The sequence below is a fragment of the Nostoc sp. XA010 genome, from assembly GCF_020829625.1.
Lineage (GTDB): Bacteria > Cyanobacteriota > Cyanobacteriia > Cyanobacteriales > Nostocaceae > Nostoc.
Map to the genome: position 1 here is coordinate 50,115 of NZ_JAIVFX010000001.1, position 17,869 is coordinate 67,983.

Annotated in this window: 12 protein-coding genes; 6 read left to right on the plus strand and 6 right to left on the minus strand. The window is 42.1% G+C overall.

Going from position 1 to position 17,869, the window contains the following annotated elements; genetic code table 11:
* Nucleotides 1–556 precede the first annotated feature (556 nt).
* Nucleotides 557–2,158: a serine/threonine-protein kinase gene (locus LC608_RS00230; RefSeq protein ID WP_229551621.1), complete on the minus strand. Its 1,602-nt coding sequence runs from the start codon at nt 2,156–2,158 to the stop codon at nt 557–559.
* A 1,208-nt stretch (nt 2,159–3,366) separates the two neighbouring features.
* Nucleotides 3,367–4,197 carry a squalene/phytoene synthase family protein gene (locus tag LC608_RS00235; RefSeq protein WP_229551622.1) on the minus strand — a complete coding sequence of 277 codons (831 nt, stop codon included), beginning with the start codon at nt 4,195–4,197 and terminating at the stop codon, nt 3,367–3,369.
* Nucleotides 4,198–5,307: 1,110 nt separating this feature from the next.
* Here LC608_RS00235 and arsM point away from each other — a divergent pair.
* The 4 genes from arsM (at nt 5,308) to LC608_RS00255 (ending at nt 9,517) form a co-directional block, all read left to right on the plus strand.
* The gene (gene arsM / locus LC608_RS00240) at nt 5,308–6,276 is read left to right on the plus strand and encodes an arsenosugar biosynthesis arsenite methyltransferase ArsM (protein ID WP_229551623.1); all 969 of its coding nucleotides are present in this window, start codon (nt 5,308–5,310) and stop codon (nt 6,274–6,276) included.
* A gap of 118 nt (nt 6,277–6,394) precedes the next feature.
* Nucleotides 6,395–7,426 carry an inorganic phosphate transporter gene (locus LC608_RS00245; RefSeq protein WP_229551624.1) on the plus strand — a complete coding sequence of 344 codons (1,032 nt, stop codon included), beginning with the start codon at nt 6,395–6,397 and terminating at the stop codon, nt 7,424–7,426.
* Between the two features lie 44 nt (nt 7,427–7,470).
* Nucleotides 7,471–8,460, plus strand: coding sequence for an arsenosugar biosynthesis radical SAM (seleno)protein ArsS (gene arsS, locus LC608_RS00250; protein ID WP_229551625.1), 990 nt, complete (start codon nt 7,471–7,473; stop codon nt 8,458–8,460).
* A gap of 121 nt (nt 8,461–8,581) precedes the next feature.
* Entirely contained in the window at nt 8,582–9,517 is a 936-nt protein-coding gene (locus LC608_RS00255) for an alpha/beta fold hydrolase (protein WP_229551626.1), read from the plus strand.
* Between the two features lie 109 nt (nt 9,518–9,626).
* On the opposite strand, the gene LC608_RS00260 is transcribed toward LC608_RS00255, so the two are convergent.
* Nucleotides 9,627–9,995: a BON domain-containing protein gene (locus LC608_RS00260; RefSeq protein ID WP_229551627.1), complete on the minus strand. Its 369-nt coding sequence runs from the start codon at nt 9,993–9,995 to the stop codon at nt 9,627–9,629.
* A 345-nt stretch (nt 9,996–10,340) separates the two neighbouring features.
* On the opposite strand from LC608_RS00260, the gene ilvN reads away from it, so the two are divergent.
* Complete coding sequence (gene ilvN, locus LC608_RS00265; protein ID WP_229551628.1) at nt 10,341–10,859, plus strand: acetolactate synthase small subunit; 519 nt, start codon at nt 10,341–10,343, stop codon at nt 10,857–10,859.
* A gap of 299 nt (nt 10,860–11,158) precedes the next feature.
* Here ilvN and LC608_RS00270 read toward each other — a convergent pair whose 3' ends face one another.
* The gene (locus tag LC608_RS00270) at nt 11,159–13,444 is read right to left on the minus strand and encodes a PhoD-like phosphatase (protein ID WP_229551629.1); all 2,286 of its coding nucleotides are present in this window, start codon (nt 13,442–13,444) and stop codon (nt 11,159–11,161) included.
* 285 nt (nt 13,445–13,729) lie between these two features.
* Between LC608_RS00270 and LC608_RS00275 the strand changes: the two genes are divergently transcribed.
* Complete coding sequence (locus tag LC608_RS00275; protein ID WP_229551630.1) at nt 13,730–14,569, plus strand: Rpn family recombination-promoting nuclease/putative transposase; 840 nt, start codon at nt 13,730–13,732, stop codon at nt 14,567–14,569.
* A gap of 119 nt (nt 14,570–14,688) precedes the next feature.
* Here the strand turns inward: LC608_RS00275 and LC608_RS00280 are convergent, their stop codons facing one another.
* Nucleotides 14,689–16,080 (minus strand): malic enzyme-like NAD(P)-binding protein, encoded by a 1,392-nt coding sequence (locus LC608_RS00280; protein ID WP_229551631.1) that lies wholly within the window; start codon nt 16,078–16,080, stop codon nt 14,689–14,691.
* A gap of 467 nt (nt 16,081–16,547) precedes the next feature.
* Nucleotides 16,548–17,630: a photosystem II q(b) protein gene (gene psbA / locus LC608_RS00285; RefSeq protein WP_229551632.1), complete on the minus strand. Its 1,083-nt coding sequence runs from the start codon at nt 17,628–17,630 to the stop codon at nt 16,548–16,550.
* Nucleotides 17,631–17,869: the final 239 nt, after the last annotated feature.

Sequence of the window (17,869 nt, forward strand, 5' to 3'; positions counted from 1 at the left end):
GAATTTCTGAAAATCTCTGAATTATCGTTTTTCAATCAAAAGTTTTGGTCTGTTACAGGTATAAGTAAATATTTTTACTTGATTATCCCTCTTTCGATGTATAAGTTGCATCAATAGCTCCATTGCTACAGTTGGCAACATGCGGCAGGTAGAACTCATGAAAAAATCAAAAGTCATACTACCTAGACGGATGCGATCGCCATCTTTGAGCTTGATCGGCCCAAAAGTGCGATCGCCTATCTATTTGGTCAGTTCTGGATAAATCTGAGTTTTCTTGATAAGAATAAGGGCTGATTTATCTAAGCTCATAAGAAAATAGAAGGCTTGTGAGCTTTATAAAACAATACACTTGAGTTTAAGACTTGGCTTAAGTACCCTTAAAAAGACCGAACTACTTACCGCAAGGCGGAAGTCAAAAGCCAAAAGTAAAAAGTCACATATACTTTAATTTTGGGCTTTATAACTGTAATGAAATGGTAGGTTTATTTCCGCCTTGCGGTACTAGTCTGGGAGGCAGGGCAAGCAAGTAACTCTCAAATATTATTAAACTTTCAACTTATAACAAGCCTCGTTTCCCATTGGGGCGGATGGTCATCCAATTTGTTTTTGCTAGTGCAAGCTGCTCATCTGAAATTTTGGCACTGGTGAGATTAGCACCACAAAGATTAGCTCCTCGGAGGTTGGCATTACTAAGACAAGCATTGCTGAGGTCTGCGCCTCGCAGGTCTGCCCCTTCTAAATCAGCATGGTTAAAGTATGCTTTGGTTAAATTAGCATCCTTGAGATTTGCTCGAGTGAGACTGGCTCTGCCAAAGTCACTATTGTGAAGATTAGCTCCCTGGAGATTAGTTTTTTGCAATTGAGTGGAATGGAAATTTGTTTGGGATAAGTCAGCACCTTGCAGATTCAGCAAACTTAAATTGTGTAGAGCAAAATCTCGTCTTCCTTTCTGATAGGCAGTTAATAAAGCTTGAGTATCTAATTTACGCTCAACTTTAGAAGTTTTAACTTGTGAACCATTACTGTTGCTGTTAACAAAAGTTGTTGATTTGGCCATCCCAGAAGCCTGGTGTAATCCACCTGCTTCCGTTGCTGCCTTGGCTCGTCTAGCGCGAATTGCTGCCGCTACCTGTGCTACTCCTGTACTGGTAGCAGCAGAGTTGTTACATAAAACAGCAGAATTATCCAGGTGGTTCTGTGTTCGCTCTTTAGACCCAGTATCTGATTTAATTAATAAACCCTTTGCTAAACTTTCTAAATATGGTTCTATTTCCAATGCTCTGAGAGCTTCTGTCGCTGACTGATAGCGATTACGTACAGACACCTCTAACATTTTTCGCAATACATTGCCCAAGTGGTCACTCACTTGCACAAGTTGCTCCCACATCATCTCGCCAGTGTTGGGATTGTAATCTAAATCTTTAGGAGTTTTGCTAGTCAGTAAATAAATGCATGTCACCCCCAGTGCATAGATATCACTGGCGTAGACTGGACGCATAGCCATTTGCTCTGGAGGTGCAAAACCAGGAGTACCAATAGCATAGGCAGTTAATGCTGTCTGTCCTGATTGATTTACCGCACCTTGGCTGATCTGGTTTTTTACGGCACCAAAGTCGATTAGTACCATTCTGGCATCTTGAGTGCGGCGAATTAAGTTGGCTGGCTTGATATCACGGTGAATCACCTTTTGCTCGTGGATGTATTGCAGTAGTGGCAAAGTCTCGCTCAAAAATTGCTTGACTCCAGTTTCGCTTAAGATGCCGTTAAGTTTGACCTCTTCCTGCAAGGTATCACCACTAATGTATTCTTGAACTAAGTAGAATTGTTCATGATCTTCAAAATAGTCTAACAATCTTGGTACTTGGGGATGATTGCCAATCTTACCTAAAGTTTTGGCTTCTCGTTCAAAGAGTTCTCTAGCCATCTGTAAAACGTGTGGGGCGCTTCCTGATGGGCGTAATTGTTTGATTACGCAACTCGGTTCTCCTGGTAAGCCTTGATCGTTGGCTAAGAAGGTTGCTCCAAAGCCACCCTGACCTAATGGTTTGATCACCTGATAGCGATCGCGCAACAGTAGTTGCGAGCCACAAGACTGGCACTTTTGGCTATATACCAAATTTTCTGGATTGGGACAGGTAGGATTTAAGCAGTAGCTCATGCACTGTCAACTCGCTGCACGAAGAATCACGGTGAGTTATTATACTCTCTTTCAATTATTTAGATATTAATCAACTCTTGCCAGGTAATTTTTGCTGGAAATGCTTTGAAGATTTATTAAAGTTTAGCTAATATTACGTAAACTGTTTGCCAAATAAGAAATTTATTATACCCAGAATGTTAAATAGTATTTAAATTACTTTATAGTATATACTAATTGGTTATAATGCTCTCTTAAGAGTAAGAGCTTTTTACACGTAACGTGCTGCTCTACCAACTGGCTAATGTCATTCAATAATTGTGAAAGTCGGCTTTAATTTAGGTTTTTGGATGATTTAAGACTTACACACTGTACAAATGCATCCTGATGTGAATTAACGATCTTGAGGTTGTTTCAGGCTTTTGTTAATTATTCTGCGAGCGGAAATAGACCATGCTGTAGGCAACATTGCTATGTCCTTACGAAAGATGTAGTTTTTAAATTTATGCATATTTTGCATTGATTATCAATGCCTAATACCAATTCTGCATGAAGATGCACGTAACAAGACCCCCCTGTAGTCCCCCCTTGGTAAGGGGGGACGGCTTAGCCGGGGGGTAAATATATGCAGCTTCACAAAGAAACGGTATAAGTCCTAGATTGTTTCTGTAGTCTTATTTTCAAGAATTGGTATTTAAAGCTATTGAAGGGCAGTGCCCAACGCCAGTTGCTCTACTTGAAGCAAACTCGAAATGGCGGCTTAGACTGATAGCGCAGCATTAGCGGCGTGCTATCGACCTACACCTAAAACGGGCGTCTCCTCTTCTCGCAAAGGGCAAGGTTAGCACCAAGGGATAATATCAAGTTCGGGTGATAAATTATTATAATAAAATCTATCAATGTAAGTTGGTTGGGTTTTAGCAAGATCCCTGTAGGAATACAGCAGTGAAACCCAACATAAACAAGGATAAAATGTTGGGTTTCCCTGCGGAAAAGCCCTTCTTTACCAGACGCTGTTCGCGTTTGGGTCTATGTTTCTAATACGCCATTTGCTTGGTTGTCCAGAAACCGTAAGGGCGCAGTGGCTCCCCAAGCTACAGACATTATAAGTGTTGAACCGAACCTGATATAAGACCACACTAACTCCCTTAGAGAAAATCGCTGTAGAATTTTGGATGCCCAAATTTGGAGGCAATTTAGAATCATCTCCATTAGTTGTTAAGAGACTATTAGCTGGCTTTCATATTTACACTAATTAGTTGTTCGAGAAGTGCAAAAACATCACTGCGACTGAGTTTCTCTTTCCCACTAGCAAGGGCATCAAGAGTGCCATTAGCCAACGTTAAGGGAATTTGGCAAAAATCTAAGGCTGGGCCAGTAGGAAGGTTTTTGGTATAAACTTCTGCCAGGGCTAGATTGCGCCGGGCATACTCTTGCATATTTTCTGCACTCCAACCCTCTGGAAAAAAGTCTACCCCACGCCCTAAATCTTCAGTATGGTTACGCAGGATATTAACTGCTTGTAAACCCCGGCCAAAACCGATCGCCTGGGTACGGTTAGTTTGCGTTCCATCGTACCATGTCCATAGATCCGATAGTAACAATCCGACTGCACCTGCAACCCCGAAGGTATAACGATCCAAATCAGATTCTGTATAAATTTTCCAGTTTCTTTCTGCCCAGTAAGCCATCCGGTCTGCCATTGCAGCAGTGGCATCCCAAATTCGAGGCGCAATAGTCTCTGGTGCTAGTATCGACCATTCTCTAATCCTCACTGTAACTTCTTCTAAGGTATTCTCATACCCACTAAATCCTGCAAAGAAAGCATCTACTGCGAAGCCATCAACCCCTGCCTGTAATGTCAGGCTAATCGTTCTTAACAGCTTTGCTTTAGTAGCGTTATCTAATTCGGGATGATCTTCTATTTCATCAATGGCACGCATACACAAATATGCTGATGCTACTGCTTCTTGTAATCCTGGCGGTAAAACACTAATTGGGATATAAAAAGTTCGGCTAGTTTCTTTGAGGATTTGCAATGCATCTCTACGTAAATTCATGTTTTCACTCCCCGATTGATTTTTGCACCACATGAAGTTTGCAGTTTTTTGATGATACTGGATATAGTTTTGACTAAACTTTAAAAACTATAGACTATAAGATACGCTAGTATTTCATCTAAAAATTAATAGTTTTTGGTGTTGCAATTAACAAAACTCTCAAATTTATCAAAGTCTAATTTAGTATATAGGGTTTTGGTCGCAAAAATTTTTAATGTGCCGTTTGATATAGCTATCATCAGGTTTTAGTGGATATATAAAGAATTATGCTAATATTTGGTTGATTAGTGCGAATTTTTTCCATGAGGAAACATCCATAGTCTGGATTTGAAAGTATTTTAAGTCTGCGTTAAATTGACTAAGAAATTATAATTATTGTATATATAAAGACAATTGAAGAGAAGCTGGTAATAGATAACAGTAAGTGTAAGCACCTTTAGATGCGAACGGCGGTATGTCGAAGAGTTAGGGTAAGTAAGAACCTATCCCACTAATATAAAAATGTGGTAACCCCCTGGGAAAGGAGGAGCTGAAGAAGTTGCGTATAGTGGCAAAGGAAAAGGTATTCTTATCCACACGGTCACTGAGGGGAATGGAATGCCCTTGTCTAACTCAACAACTCCAGCTAAGGGCAACGAGAGGGAACAGGTATTACCAATACTCGAATAAAGTCAAATTAAAAACCTTGAAACGCGGTAGACCACGTAAACGGCTTAAGGTGTTGGCTGCCGATAAGGGGTATGACTCGAAACAACAACGTGCAAGTCTACGCAAACGAGGGATTCGACCCCAAATACCAAAAAGAGTTTGGAAAACTAAGAAAAATAAAGGTAGACCGATCAAAATATCTGTGACAAGATACTGGCAAGAACGTTGTTTTGCTTGGTATCAACGCAAATACCGTTGTTTAGCTGTTCCTTGGGAACGTCGAAAAGTGTATTTTGATTCTCCTTCTTTCCCCCCCTTCCAGTGTGAAACAACGGTAAAATCCCAAAGTTTTCTATTCTAGGAAGATTTAGGGTTTTTGGCAATCTGAGTAAAAACTCATCCAACTCCGGGTTAATTATATTAGGATGCACAAAGCTGTCATCATCTAAAATCTAAAACTGCATGACCTATCTAGAAACAGCAGCGCAATTCTACCGCGAAGTTGCCGAAACCCCGCAAGTTGGACTTTGTTGTGTGCAAAGTACACCCCTGCAACTACCAGGATTAAAAATTCCTGTGCCAATGCAGGAAATGAACTATGGTTGTGGCACTACCGTTCACCCCACTGAATTAGGAAATCAACCTACTGTGCTGTATGTCGGTGTTGGCGGCGGCTTAGAAGCGTTGCAATTCGCTTATTTTTCCCGCCATGCAGGAGCTGTAATTGCTGTTGAACCGGTTGGGGCCATGAGGGAAGCTGCTGCACGCAATCTGGAAATTGCTGCTCAAGAAAATCCGTGGTTTGACACCAGTTTTGTAGAAATCCGCGAAGGCGATGCTTTTAACTTACCTGTTGCTGATCTTCGCGTCGATATTGTGGCGCAAAATTGCCTTTTCAATATTTTTGAACCAGAAGATTTAACCCGTGCTTTAAAAGAAGCCTATCGGGTATTAAAACCAGGCGGGCGTTTGCAAATGAGCGATCCAATTGCCACTAGTCAAATTCCAGCACATCTTCAACAAGATGACCGACTAAGAGCCATGTGTTTATCAGGCGCACTTACATATCAAGAGTATACTGAACGGATTACAAATGCTGGTTTTGGTCAAGTTGAAATTCGTGCCCGTCGTCCTTATCGTTTACTAGATTCCCAGACTTATAATTTAGAAGAACACCTACTTTTAGAAAGTCTGGATTCCGTCTCCTTTAAAGTTGCTATTCCAGAAGATGGCGCTTGTATATTCACGGGAAGAACAGCAGTTTATGCTGGCTTAGAACCCTTCTTCGATGACTCAGCAGGTCATCTACTCCAGCGTGGTATTCCCGCCGCAGTATGTGATAAAACTGCTGCTAAACTTGCGGCTATCAACCCAGCAGAAATAATTGTGACCAATTCAACCTGGCACTATAGCGGTGGTGGTTGCTGTTAATTTTGTAAAAAAGAATTCAGGTGTCAGGAGCGGAGCTGGAGCCGCTCCGCCGAGGCGTCAGAATGGGCTAAACGCCCCGCTACCTCTAACAGAATTATTCTGTACGACTGGGGTATGAATGCATAATTGGAATATTTTACAAATTGCATTCTTAATTCTGGATTCTAACTTCTTCTTTATAAACCCCAAAATGTTGTTAATTAGTGTATTTATCGCCACGCTTTTTTTAGCATATTCCAATGGTGCAAATGACAACTTTAAAGGGGTAGCAACGTTATTTGGTAGCCGAACAAGCAGCTATCAAACAGCAATTTTGTGGGCAACTTTTACAACTTTAGCTGGTGCGGTTGCTGCAACTTTTTTGGCAAGTACATTAATTAAAAATTTCTCTGGGAAAGGACTAGTGCCTGATGCGATCGCAAATTCACCGGAGTTTCATCTGGCAGTTGCGATCGCTGCTGGTTTAACTGTACTGATAGCCACCTTCATGGGGTTTCCCATTTCCACAACTCACAGTTTAACAGGTGCGCTGGTTGGCGCTGGATTAGTTGCGATCGGACTCCAAGTTAATTTTGCAGCTTTGGGAACTTCTTTTATTTTGCCTCTATTACTCAGTCCAATTATTGCTATTCCTTTGGGAGCAGGAATTTCCAGTTTATATAACTATATAATTTTAAAATGTAATCTATCAGTCAATCAAAAAATGATTGATATTTTCCATTTTATCAGCGCTGGGATTGTCAGTTTTGCTAGAGGCTTAAATGATACTCCCAAGATTTTTTCACTCATTCTAGTTATTGAGTACTTTTCGGTTCAGGGGGGAATGATCACGATTGCGATCGCAATGGCACTTGGTGGTTTACTTAACTCCCAAAAAGTTGCAGTAACCATGAGTGAAAAGATTACCTCATTAAATCATACTCAGGGCTTATCAGCAAATATAGTAACTGGAATTCTAGTAATTGCAGCTAGTCACTTTGGGCTTCCGGTTTCTACCACTCATGTTTCAGTTGGTTCTATTTTTGGAGTAGGGTTGACAGGCAAAAAAGCCAATATGCGTGTTTTTTATCAGATACTATTATCGTGGGTTCTAACTTTACCAACTGCTGCAATTATTAGTGCAATAACCTACAGATTATTACAAAGATAGAAAAAAATAATATATTTCTACTATATTAAAGGAGTAGTTAATTAATGCAAACTCAATCTAAAGTTACACCATTTAAAAACAAACTCAATTCTCCTTTCACAAAAAAGGGAATCACTGTTTTACAAATTAATCTAGGTAAGCGTTGTAACCTTGCTTGTACCCACTGTCATGTCGAAGCTGGGCCAAAACGTACAGAAGAACTTTCTCCTGAAGTTTGCGAACAATTGATTTCGCTAATCCATAAATTTCCTGAAATTAAAATTGTGGATTTGACTGGTGGCGCACCAGAAATGAATTATGGATTTAAGCCATTAGTAGAAGCAGCAAGAGCAACTGGTAAACAGGTGATTGTCCGGTCTAATTTGACCATTTATTTTGAAGATGGATTTGCTGATTTACCAGAATACTTTGCTCAACACCAAATAAGAGTTGTGGCTTCCCTACCCTGCTACCTAGCAGATAATGTTGATAAAATGCGCGGCGCTGGTGTTTTTGATAGTTCAGTCAAAGCTTTGCAGTGGCTTAACCAACTCGGCTATGGTAAAGAGCCAAATTTAATTTTGGACTTGGTATTTAATCCCCAATTACCCACGGATGAAAAATTTTCCTTAGCTCCCGAACAGACTAATCTAGAACGAGATTACAAAATGTTCTTAAAAGAACATTTTAATATTGTGTTTAGCAACCTCTTCACCATTACCAACCTACCAGTTGGTAGAACCAAAATGCATTTAGAACGTAAAAAACTGTACACCAGCTATTTGCAGTTTTTAGAGTCGCATTTTAATCCCGGCACAGTTGAACATTTAATGTGCCGCGATGAACTCTCAATTGACTATCTAGGCAATATATATGATTGCGATTTTAACCAAATGATGAATTTGCCTGCAAAAAGTCGTAATGGTGAAACTTTGACAGTTAGCAAACTATTAGAAGCTGACAGTTTAGACCTGATTAGTGATATACAAACTGCTGCTTATTGCTATGGTTGTACTGCTGGATGTGGTTCTAGTTGTGGTGGTGCTTTGCTCTAAAGATAAATAAAATAGCATGAGAGTTTCTTTCAACACTCTCATTTTTTAAGACTTTTAAATCTCTGTCTCAATTCAAGAACGTTTTATATAGTATTTTCACGCTGCTGAATTAAAGGAGACTGTGACCACTACATTACACTGGCAGGAACGAGTTGGTAATCAAAGAGATTGGGTTTGGCGTGGCTGGCAAACACGCTACACTTACATTCGCCCTAGCCAAAATTACCAAAAGACAACACCACTGATATTGCTACATGGCTTTGGCGCTTCTATTGGTCATTGGCGACATAATTTAGAAGTGTTAGGTGAGCATCACACAGTGTATGCCATCGATATGCTGGGTTTTGGCGCTTCTGAAAAAGCCGCAGCTAATTACAGCATCGAACTCTGGGTTGAGCAGGTTTACGATTTCTGGAAAACATTTATCCGTCAACCAGCAATTTTGGTGGGCAATTCCAACGGTTCACTGATTTCTATGGCTGCCGCCGCTACTCACCCCGATATGGTGCTGGGTATGGTGATGATGAGTTTACCCGACCCTTCACTAGAGCAAGAAGCAATTCCGCCTGTACTGCAACCAGTTGTCAGAGCAATTAAAAATATTGTCGCTTCGCCGTTGATTCTTAAACCTGTATTTAACTTCGTGCGTCGTCCAGGGGTGCTGCGTCGGTGGGCTAGTCTTGCCTACGCTAACCCAGAGGCGATTACTGATGAACTCATAGAAATTTTAGCAGGGCCTCCCCAAGATAGAGGTTCCGCCAGAGCTTTCAGTGCTTTGTTCAAAGCGGCGATTGGTATTAACTTTAGTCCCAGTGTCAAGACAGTATTACCAACCTTAACAATTCCCATGCTGTTAATTTGGGGACAAAAGGATCGGTTTGTTCCCCCAGCCCTTGCTAACCAATTTGCCCAATATAACGAGAAATTGGAAGTGCTGAATTTAGAGGATGTGGGTCATTGTCCCCATGATGAATGTCCCGAACAAGTCAACCAAGCTATTTTAGATTGGATTGGGAGGTGGGTTAGCGTAGGCGTAGCCCGCCCCAGGCATCGCTAACCGTTGCTTACTCCCTAAATATTATGCAATGGGAGCGTAGGCGTAGCCCGCCGTAGGCATCGCGCCAACCAATACCTTTGCCGCTATTGAATTTTGAATTGCTTAATACCTAGCCAATCGTGGCTTGGTTAGTGTCAACATCTGTAGCCCCACTAACAGAACTAGCTACAGAAACCATCTTGTTGAGAATTTCTTGACTAGGAACTTTACCTTTCAACACCACAGTGCTACCCGTTTGAGCAACCCAAAGGGTATTAACATCATCGAGTTGGGGGTCTTGATCAAATGCCAACGCTACCCGCTTTGCCAACCCACTTTGATCATATTCCCCGCTTAACCCCACACGTTCTGGGGGTATTGATTGAGTAGCAGTAGACCCAACGTTAGTATTAGGAGCTTGCGCTATTGACTGTGCAGTAGGATTTACTTCTGCATTTTGAGGTTTTTCCATCCCAAATAGTCTTTTTAACCAACCCATAAAAACTTTTCTCCTATTAGAGCCTTATGAAGTCTGAGTATAAAAGCTTCATAAAAATACCGCATCTGCCAAAGAAAAGAGATGCATTCAATGAAATTACTCCTTGCAGGATGATTTCTGCCCAATTATTTATCTCTAGACAATGCAATGAGTGCAGCTATTGAGTTTACAATAAAAGGTCGCACTGACAATTAGTGCAGTAGTACGCTACGACAGAAGTAAACATACATTTCACAAAATGTCAAGAGTTTGTAACTCAAGGAATTTTGATTAAATGAGTGAATTCTGCAAAGCGGTGCTAGAGTCTGCGTTCCTCAAATCCTGTGCTAGCCTCTGTTGGCGAAGATGAAACATACCCTTTCAGTTCTTGTAGAAGATGAGGCGGGTGTTCTTTCCCGCATTTCTGGTTTATTCGCCCGTCGCGGCTTTAATATTGAAAGCCTTGCTGTTGGCCCTGCTGAACAAGGAGGAGTCTCTCGAATTACGATGGTTGTACCTGGTGACGATCGCGTTATCGAGCAACTCACCAAGCAACTATACAAGTTAGTCAATGTCCTTAAGGTACAGGATATTACTGAAACTCCTTGTGTAGAGCGGGAATTGATGCTCTTGAAGGTGAATGCTACTACCAGCAATCGTTCAGAAGTGATCGAACTGTCTCAGATTTTCCGGGCGCGAGTCGTGGACGTGGCGGAAGATTCTCTCACCTTAGAAGTTGTAGGAGATCCAGGTAAAATGGTAGCGATCGTGCAGGTGTTGCAAAAATTTGGTTTGAGAGAAGTCGCCCGCACTGGCAAAGTTGCCCTAACTCGTGAATCGGGTGTGAATACAGAGTTACTCAAGTCTTTGGAAGCAAAAGTTTAGTTGGGAACATCAGAACCCCACCCCTAGCCCCTTCCCCACTTTTCGAGCGTGTATACACAAGTCGGATGTAAAGTAGGTGGAGAGAATGTTTGAGAAGCAAAAACTATGGATAATCCAATCTTAATTCAAGCTTCGACGACCCCAGAAAGTTTATACCTCTGGTAGACGTCCTAGAATGCCTACCCTTTTTCATGATTTAAGACAATTTGAATCCATCTTTGCTTGGCTGGAAACTCGCTCTGGATGCACTTGTGTATACACGGTAGCTTTTTACGGGGGGTTGGGGGGATCTTCCGGGGTTATCGCAACAATAGCTGATTAGGCGTTAACTGACTCTCAAAACGGCTGTAAACAACTTGGGTTGGATACCAAGAAGAAAACCAATACAAATCTTGAATAACTTTGCAATAGCTACTCCCATCTACTAACTCAAAGTGAACCAGACCTAAATTATTAAATCCAACTACTTCTCGCCCCTCCTGAACCCAACGAAATTTCCAAAACATTAGGGGTTGTAACCATTTCCATTTTGCATTTTCGGCTCGTTTCCAGGGAGCTATCAACGATGATATATCTGCTCCGAAGCAAGAAGTCTGAACACTGTTTCGAGGTATCCACTTCAACACACAATGCCATTCAGAGTTAGTCAGTAACTGGCGATTATGCTGTAATTGTTTATCTGAAATTTCTACCATATTGGGTGGATTAATCCAACCTATCCAATGTCGCACCTTTTCTGGTAGCAGCCAATGTTTCAATCGTGTATGAATGAGCCGTGTCAAAATCTCTTCATTCTTCAATGCACTAGCGGTTAGCTGCACTAAGACAGACTGTAATTTGGAATGAGTGCGTGCATAAGACAAGTGAGCAACAGAACTGTAGTGAATATCTCCTGATAGAATAACGACTTGTTGACGTTCCTCAAACAAGGTGGTTAGGAATTTCGCCAGTGCTTCAGTATTAATGTTCCAGGCATCTCCAACATCGGTTGAAAAAACTTTCTCCCGTTGTAAGTGCCAATGGTGTATCCAATCAATCACTTGTAGTCCAAATACATTCGTGGGCGCAATCACAAATGTAGTTTGAATCTGAGTTTGTTCAACTATTTCTTGTAAAGGTAAAACTAGTTGTTGCTCAAAGGCTTTTGGAGACAGCAGCATCGGTGGTGCAATTGGTTTTTGATCGGCTGGATAACCCCGCCGAGTCCGCGTATCCAGCACAATTACTTTATAGCAGTCGCTCCTGACTATGTAGTGCCAAGTGATTGCTTCAGGATGTCGATCTAAAATGAACACTGCACCATCTCGAACTAAAATCGGTAAGTCTGTGTGGGGATCGTAGGCTGGCATACCTACATAATGAGCGATCGCCTCATCAGCCTTTGCATCTCTCCCTTGAGAAGCTGACCAAGCTTGTGCAGCCTCCAACAGCTTTTCACCTGGTTTACCTTCTGCAAATTGCTCAGGTGTATTGCCCCAACCTTGAAACACCGTATAGGCTAACAATGCATTTTGGACTATTCTTCGCCCCAAGGGACGCCCTAGTACTCGCAAACACCAAGCTTGGTTCAAATTCCAGTCATCAGTAACATCATGGTCATCAAAGATGGTGTACATGGGAATATTGGCAAGGGCGCGGCGCACTTTCCCAAGGGTATAAATAAATTGTCGCAAATGCTGGACTTCCCGGTTCCATTTCTTGATAGCTTTGCGATCGCGCGTTACTTGGTGTCCTTTGGGAAATGCGGCCGGCCAGCACACTGGCGACCAAGCTAGTAAATAAGTAGCGTAATATTCACCCAGGCTGAAAAGATGACTGCTAACTTTCTCAGATTTATTATGTAATCCTGCGGTCAATCCAGCTTGATTTGTCGCAACATCAGTCCTCTGTCCAGGGGGTAGCTGCTGGGGAGTGCAGTATACTCCATTCACAGAAAGTTGTTCTTCCCAACCCAAGAGGGCATCACCAAGAGTACTAGCAACCCACAGCGATGGTTCTGCTACATCATCGCCGTAAATTTGATCTCCGGTGAGGAATAGCTGGTGGGGGCGGTGTTGGGGTTGATTTGCTTTTGACTCAATCAAACCGTCGAGAATCGGCAGTGCATCAAATCCATGACCATGAGGTTTACGGCAGGAAGCATGGATAATTTGCAAATCTTGCAGACGGTTTGGCGGCAAAACAAAGGTTGGTTTTTGATGCTCAAAGTAGCTGATGCTGACTGTAGGAGAAGAGTTTGAGCATAATGCTTGTTGCATTTGCAGGCAATGGTGAGCGAGAGTAAATTGGAGATCGTATGCATAGATGCGGTTATTAGTTAAACGATGCTCCTCTATAGACCGAGCTGTTATAGCAGCAATGTGAAGATACTTACCCAAAGCAACTGTGAAGTATTCCCCCTCCAACAAGCAATTTCCTACTACTTCACCATCATTTGTTGTGTCATAAACCTTGAGTTCTATCTGACAAGACTGTTTTAGTGCCACCCATACCGTCACTGACTCCGGTTCAGTATGTTTTAGAATTGGCCCCGCCAAAATTAGTGGCAGTTCTCGTAAAAACTCGTCCCCAACTTGATACTTCATTACAAACAGTTGACATGATGGTATTTTGGATGATCCTGCTTTATTTATAATCCAATCACCAAATGGGGACGAGTGTTTCGCCAGCCCTCAATCATATTGAGCGATGGCAAAAGTGTAAAATAAGTAGGTGGGCGCTAAAAAATACAACTAAATTAAGAAATGTAAATCGCTTAAAAGCTTATATTCAAAGCGTTTCTGGTGCTTTACATAAGTTTACATAGTTTGGCTTAATTGTGCCTACCTACTTATGCTCATCAACTGTAAAACTAGCTTCAATTGTCTAGAGTGAAAACCGACAGTATCTTTTATCGCATCTTTCAAAGCTTCCCCAGCACGTTCTTTGAACTAATTAACCAACCGCCATCACTAGCCAGTGCTTACCAATTTTCTTCAGTCGAAGTCAAACAATTGGCATTTAGAATTGATGGTGTATTTTTACCCAATACTCTAGAACTACCCATTTATTTTGCTGAGGTGCAATTTCAACCAGATAAAAAAATTTATTCCCGTTTATTCGCCGAAATCTTTAACTATCTCGACAAAACTGAATTAACTAACACCTGGCGTGGTGTTGTCATCTTCCCCAATCGCAGCGTTGATAGTGGAGATACAGAAAGATACGCAGAATTACTTAACTCACAACGAGTGACTCGCGTTTACCTCAACGAATTAAGCTCAATTCCCACATCATCAATCGGGATTGAGACAGTCAAACTAATCATAGAACCAGAATCAACTGCAACAACGAAAGCTATAGAGATTGTAAACAGCGCCCGAAAAGAAATTCTCAATGCCGCCCAACAAAGGGAAATTATACAATTGATAGAAACGATATTAATCTACAAATTGCCGCGCTTGAGCCGGGAGGAGATGGGAAAAATGTTCGGATTAAGTGAGTTAAAGCAAACTAAATTTTACCAAGAAGTTTTTGCAGAGGGTAAAGAAGAGGGTAAAGAAGAAGGCAAGCTAGAAGGCAAGCTAGAAGGCAAATTAGAAGGCAAGCTAGAAGGCAAGTTAGAAACAATACCTCAGCTATGGGCGTTAGGATTGAGTATTGAACAGATAGCTCAAGCGTTAGGTTTGGACGAACAAGTTGTTAGGCAAGCTGTACAACCCAAATCATAAAATGATTGGGACTAACCAAAATGGTTTGCTGGTTTTGGCAATTTCACTATAGGAGATTGCGTATAAAAATGTGCTGTGGGACGGGCGAAATGCCCATCCCATAAGAGTCATTACTTGAATTAATTTCCAGCGATACCTTCTTGACGCGCTGCTTGTTGTACAGCAGCAGCAACAGCAGTGACGACGCGCTCATCAAAGACGGAAGGTATAATATGTTCCCGATCCAAGTCTGAAGGCTTAACTAAAGAAGCGATCGCACTTGCAGCTTCTAGGTACATTGTGGTGGTAATTGTATGGGCGCGACAATCTAAAGCACCACGGAATACCCCAGGAAAAGCTAAAACGTTATTGATTTGATTCGGGTAATCACTGCGACCGGTAGCGATCACAGCTACATCTTTACTGATTAATTCTGGCTGAATCTCTGGAATCGGATTTGCCATTGCAAAGACAATTGGATCTTTCGCCATCGCTTGCACCATTTCTGGTGTCAAAACTCCCGGTGCGCTGACTCCAATAAACACATCTGCCCCTTGCATTGCACCCGCTAATGTACCCTGCGCTTTCACGGCAAATTCGAGTTTTTCTTCTGTCAAATCGCTGCGACTGGTTGAGATAATTCCTTTAGAGTCGCACATCCAGATTTTTTCTGCCCCAGCTTTCCGGAGTAACCGAGCGATCGCTACTCCAGCCGCCCCAGCACCATTAATCACGATGCGGATTTCCGCCATTGACTTATGTACCAGCTTTAGGGAGTTAAACAATGCTGCCAAGGTGACAATTGCTGTACCATGCTGGTCATCGTGAAAAACGGGGATATCTAACTCTTGGCGCAATCTCTTTTCAATTTCAAAGCAGCGAGGTGCAGCGATATCCTCTAAATTCACACCCCCAAAAACTGGCGCGATATTCTTGACTGTCTGGATAATTTCTTCTGTATCTTGGGTGGCCAGACAAATGGGAAAAGCATCTAGCCCCGCAAATTCCTTGAACAGCATTGCTTTACCTTCCATGACTGGTAGAGCTGCTGCTGGGCCGAGATTTCCCAATCCCAAAACGGCGCTACCATCGGTAACAATGGCAACAGTGTTTTGTTTGATGGTTAATTTGTAAACTTCCTCTGGATCTTGAGCGATCGCTGTACAAATTCGACCAACTCCGGGTGTGTAAGCCATTGCTAAATCAGACACACTTCTTAAGGGAATTCTGCTAGTAATGCTGATTTTGCCACCGCGATGCAAATTAAAGGTGCGATCGTAAACGCTGAGTAACTTGATGTCTGGCAATGCTTTGACTGCTTGCACAATGGTTTCAGCATGTTCGGTACTAGCAGCATCCACAGTCAGATCGCGGGTGGATTCTTTGCGGGTTTGCTCGATTAAATCAATTTGACCGAGATTACCGCCAGTAGCTGCGATCGCCTGGGTTATCGATGCTAACATTCCCACACGATTGGGAATCTGCAAGCGCAGTGTCAAACTAAAACTAGAATTAGGAGTTAGGTTTGCCATGTTGATTTTGGATTTTAAGTTTTAGATTTTATATTGAATTGAGACAAAACTAAAATTTCAGAGTTGTAGTCAGTGGAAATACAATGAATATTAACTCTGGAGAGAACCGTCAGTAGTTAGTTTACTCACTGATTACAGTTTTGATAATTATTTTTATTTATACCAATGCATTTACTAATATAGATGAGTAACAATTTAGTAATTGTACCCAAATACACCAGATATTTTTTTAAAATTTTATCTGTGTAAATTTTTATATAAAAAAAGCGCCCTCTAGACGGAGAGCGCGGTGAATTTTAAATTACAATTAACCGTGAATTGCAGGTGCGTAGGCGTAGCCCGTCGTAGACATCATTGCCAGAGGTACTGCCTCACCAGTCGCTAAATCCAGGGGGAAGTTGTGAGCATTAACAAAAAAGCGCCCCCCATTTCTGGAGGACGCTTTTTATTCAGCTAAATCTTCAGAATTAACCGTTGATAGCAGGAGCAGTCATCGCTACAGGTCTAACTTGACCAGCAGCTAAATCTAGGGGGAAGTTGTGAGCGTTACGCTCGTGCATTACTTCCATACCCAAGTTAGCGCGGTTGATTACGTCTGCCCAGGTGCTGATAACGCGACCTTGGGAGTCAATTACTGATTGGTTGAAGTTGAAACCGTTCAAGTTGAATGCCATCGTGCTGATACCCAAAGCGGTGAACCAGATACCGACGACAGGCCAAGCTGCTAGGAAGAAGTGCAGTGAACGGCTGTTGTTGAAGGAAGCGTATTGGAAAATCAAACGACCGAAGTAGCCGTGGGCTGCAACGATGTTGTAGGTTTCTTCTTCTTGACCGAATTTGTAACCGTAGTTAAGAGATTCGGTTTCGGTGGTTTCACGCACCAAGGAAGAAGTTACTAGAGAACCGTGCATTGCAGAGAACAATGAACCGCCGAATACACCAGCCACACCTAACATGTGGAAGGGGTGCATCAAGATGTTGTGTTCTGCTTGGAACACAATCATGAAGTTGAAGGTTCCAGAGATACCCAAAGGCATACCATCAGAGAATGAACCTTGACCAATTGGGTAGATCAAGAATACTGCGGTAGCGGAAGCCAAAGGTGCGCTGTAAGCTACGCAAATCCAAGGACGCATACCTAAGCGGTAAGAAAGTTCCCACTGACGACCAAGGTAGCAAGCGCAACCGATCAAGAAGTGGAAAACTACCAATTGGTAAGGGCCGCCGTTGTACAACCACTCATCTAAGGAAGCTGCTTCCCATATTGGGTAGAAGTGCAAGCCAATAGCGTTGGAGGAAGGAACAACTGCACCAGAGATGATGTTGTTTCCGTAGATCAATGAACCTGCAACAGGTTCACGGATACCGTCGATGTCTACTGGAGGTGCGGCGATGAAAGCGATTACGAAGCAAGCAGTAGCAGCTAGCAGGGTTGGGATCATCAGTACACCAAACCAACCAATGTAGATACGGTTGTCGGTGCTAGTAATCCACTCGCAAAAGCGATCCCATACGTTAGCGTCGGAGCGCCGTTGTAAGGTTGTGGTCATTGTTTTATAAGTGCTATATGTTGTTATTAAAAATCGAACAAGCAGATTGTGTTTTAGCCTGTTGAATTACAGTCTACATTAATTTACTTTGACGCGATCTCTGACTTAATATTGTGTAACAAAATTCTTTAACAAGCTCATCGAACTGTAAAGTTTTCCTACTATAACCAATAGTGATAAAAGTAGTAAATTAAGGCTTTGTCAGCCGTTTCAACACCAAACTAGCTATAACTTTCAAT

Excerpts from the sequence above, each read along its gene's own strand:
- LC608_RS00230 (WP_229551621.1), bottom strand. The coding sequence starts at position 2,158 with ATGAGCTACTGCTTAAATCCTACCTGTCCCAATCCAGAAAATTTGGTA.
- arsS (WP_229551625.1), top strand. The coding sequence starts at position 7,471 with ATGCAAACTCAATCTAAAGTTACACCATTTAAAAACAAACTCAATTCT.
- ilvN (WP_229551628.1), top strand. The coding sequence starts at position 10,341 with ATGAAACATACCCTTTCAGTTCTTGTAGAAGATGAGGCGGGTGTTCTT.
- arsM (WP_229551623.1), top strand. The coding sequence starts at position 5,308 with ATGACCTATCTAGAAACAGCAGCGCAATTCTACCGCGAAGTTGCCGAA.
- LC608_RS00270 (WP_229551629.1), bottom strand. The coding sequence starts at position 13,444 with ATGAAGTATCAAGTTGGGGACGAGTTTTTACGAGAACTGCCACTAATT.
- LC608_RS00245 (WP_229551624.1), top strand. The coding sequence starts at position 6,395 with ATGCATAATTGGAATATTTTACAAATTGCATTCTTAATTCTGGATTCT.
- LC608_RS00280 (WP_229551631.1), bottom strand. The coding sequence starts at position 16,080 with ATGGCAAACCTAACTCCTAATTCTAGTTTTAGTTTGACACTGCGCTTG.
- LC608_RS00260 (WP_229551627.1), bottom strand. The coding sequence starts at position 9,995 with ATGGGTTGGTTAAAAAGACTATTTGGGATGGAAAAACCTCAAAATGCA.
- psbA (WP_229551632.1), bottom strand. The coding sequence starts at position 17,630 with ATGACCACAACCTTACAACGGCGCTCCGACGCTAACGTATGGGATCGC.
- LC608_RS00235 (WP_229551622.1), bottom strand. The coding sequence starts at position 4,197 with ATGAATTTACGTAGAGATGCATTGCAAATCCTCAAAGAAACTAGCCGA.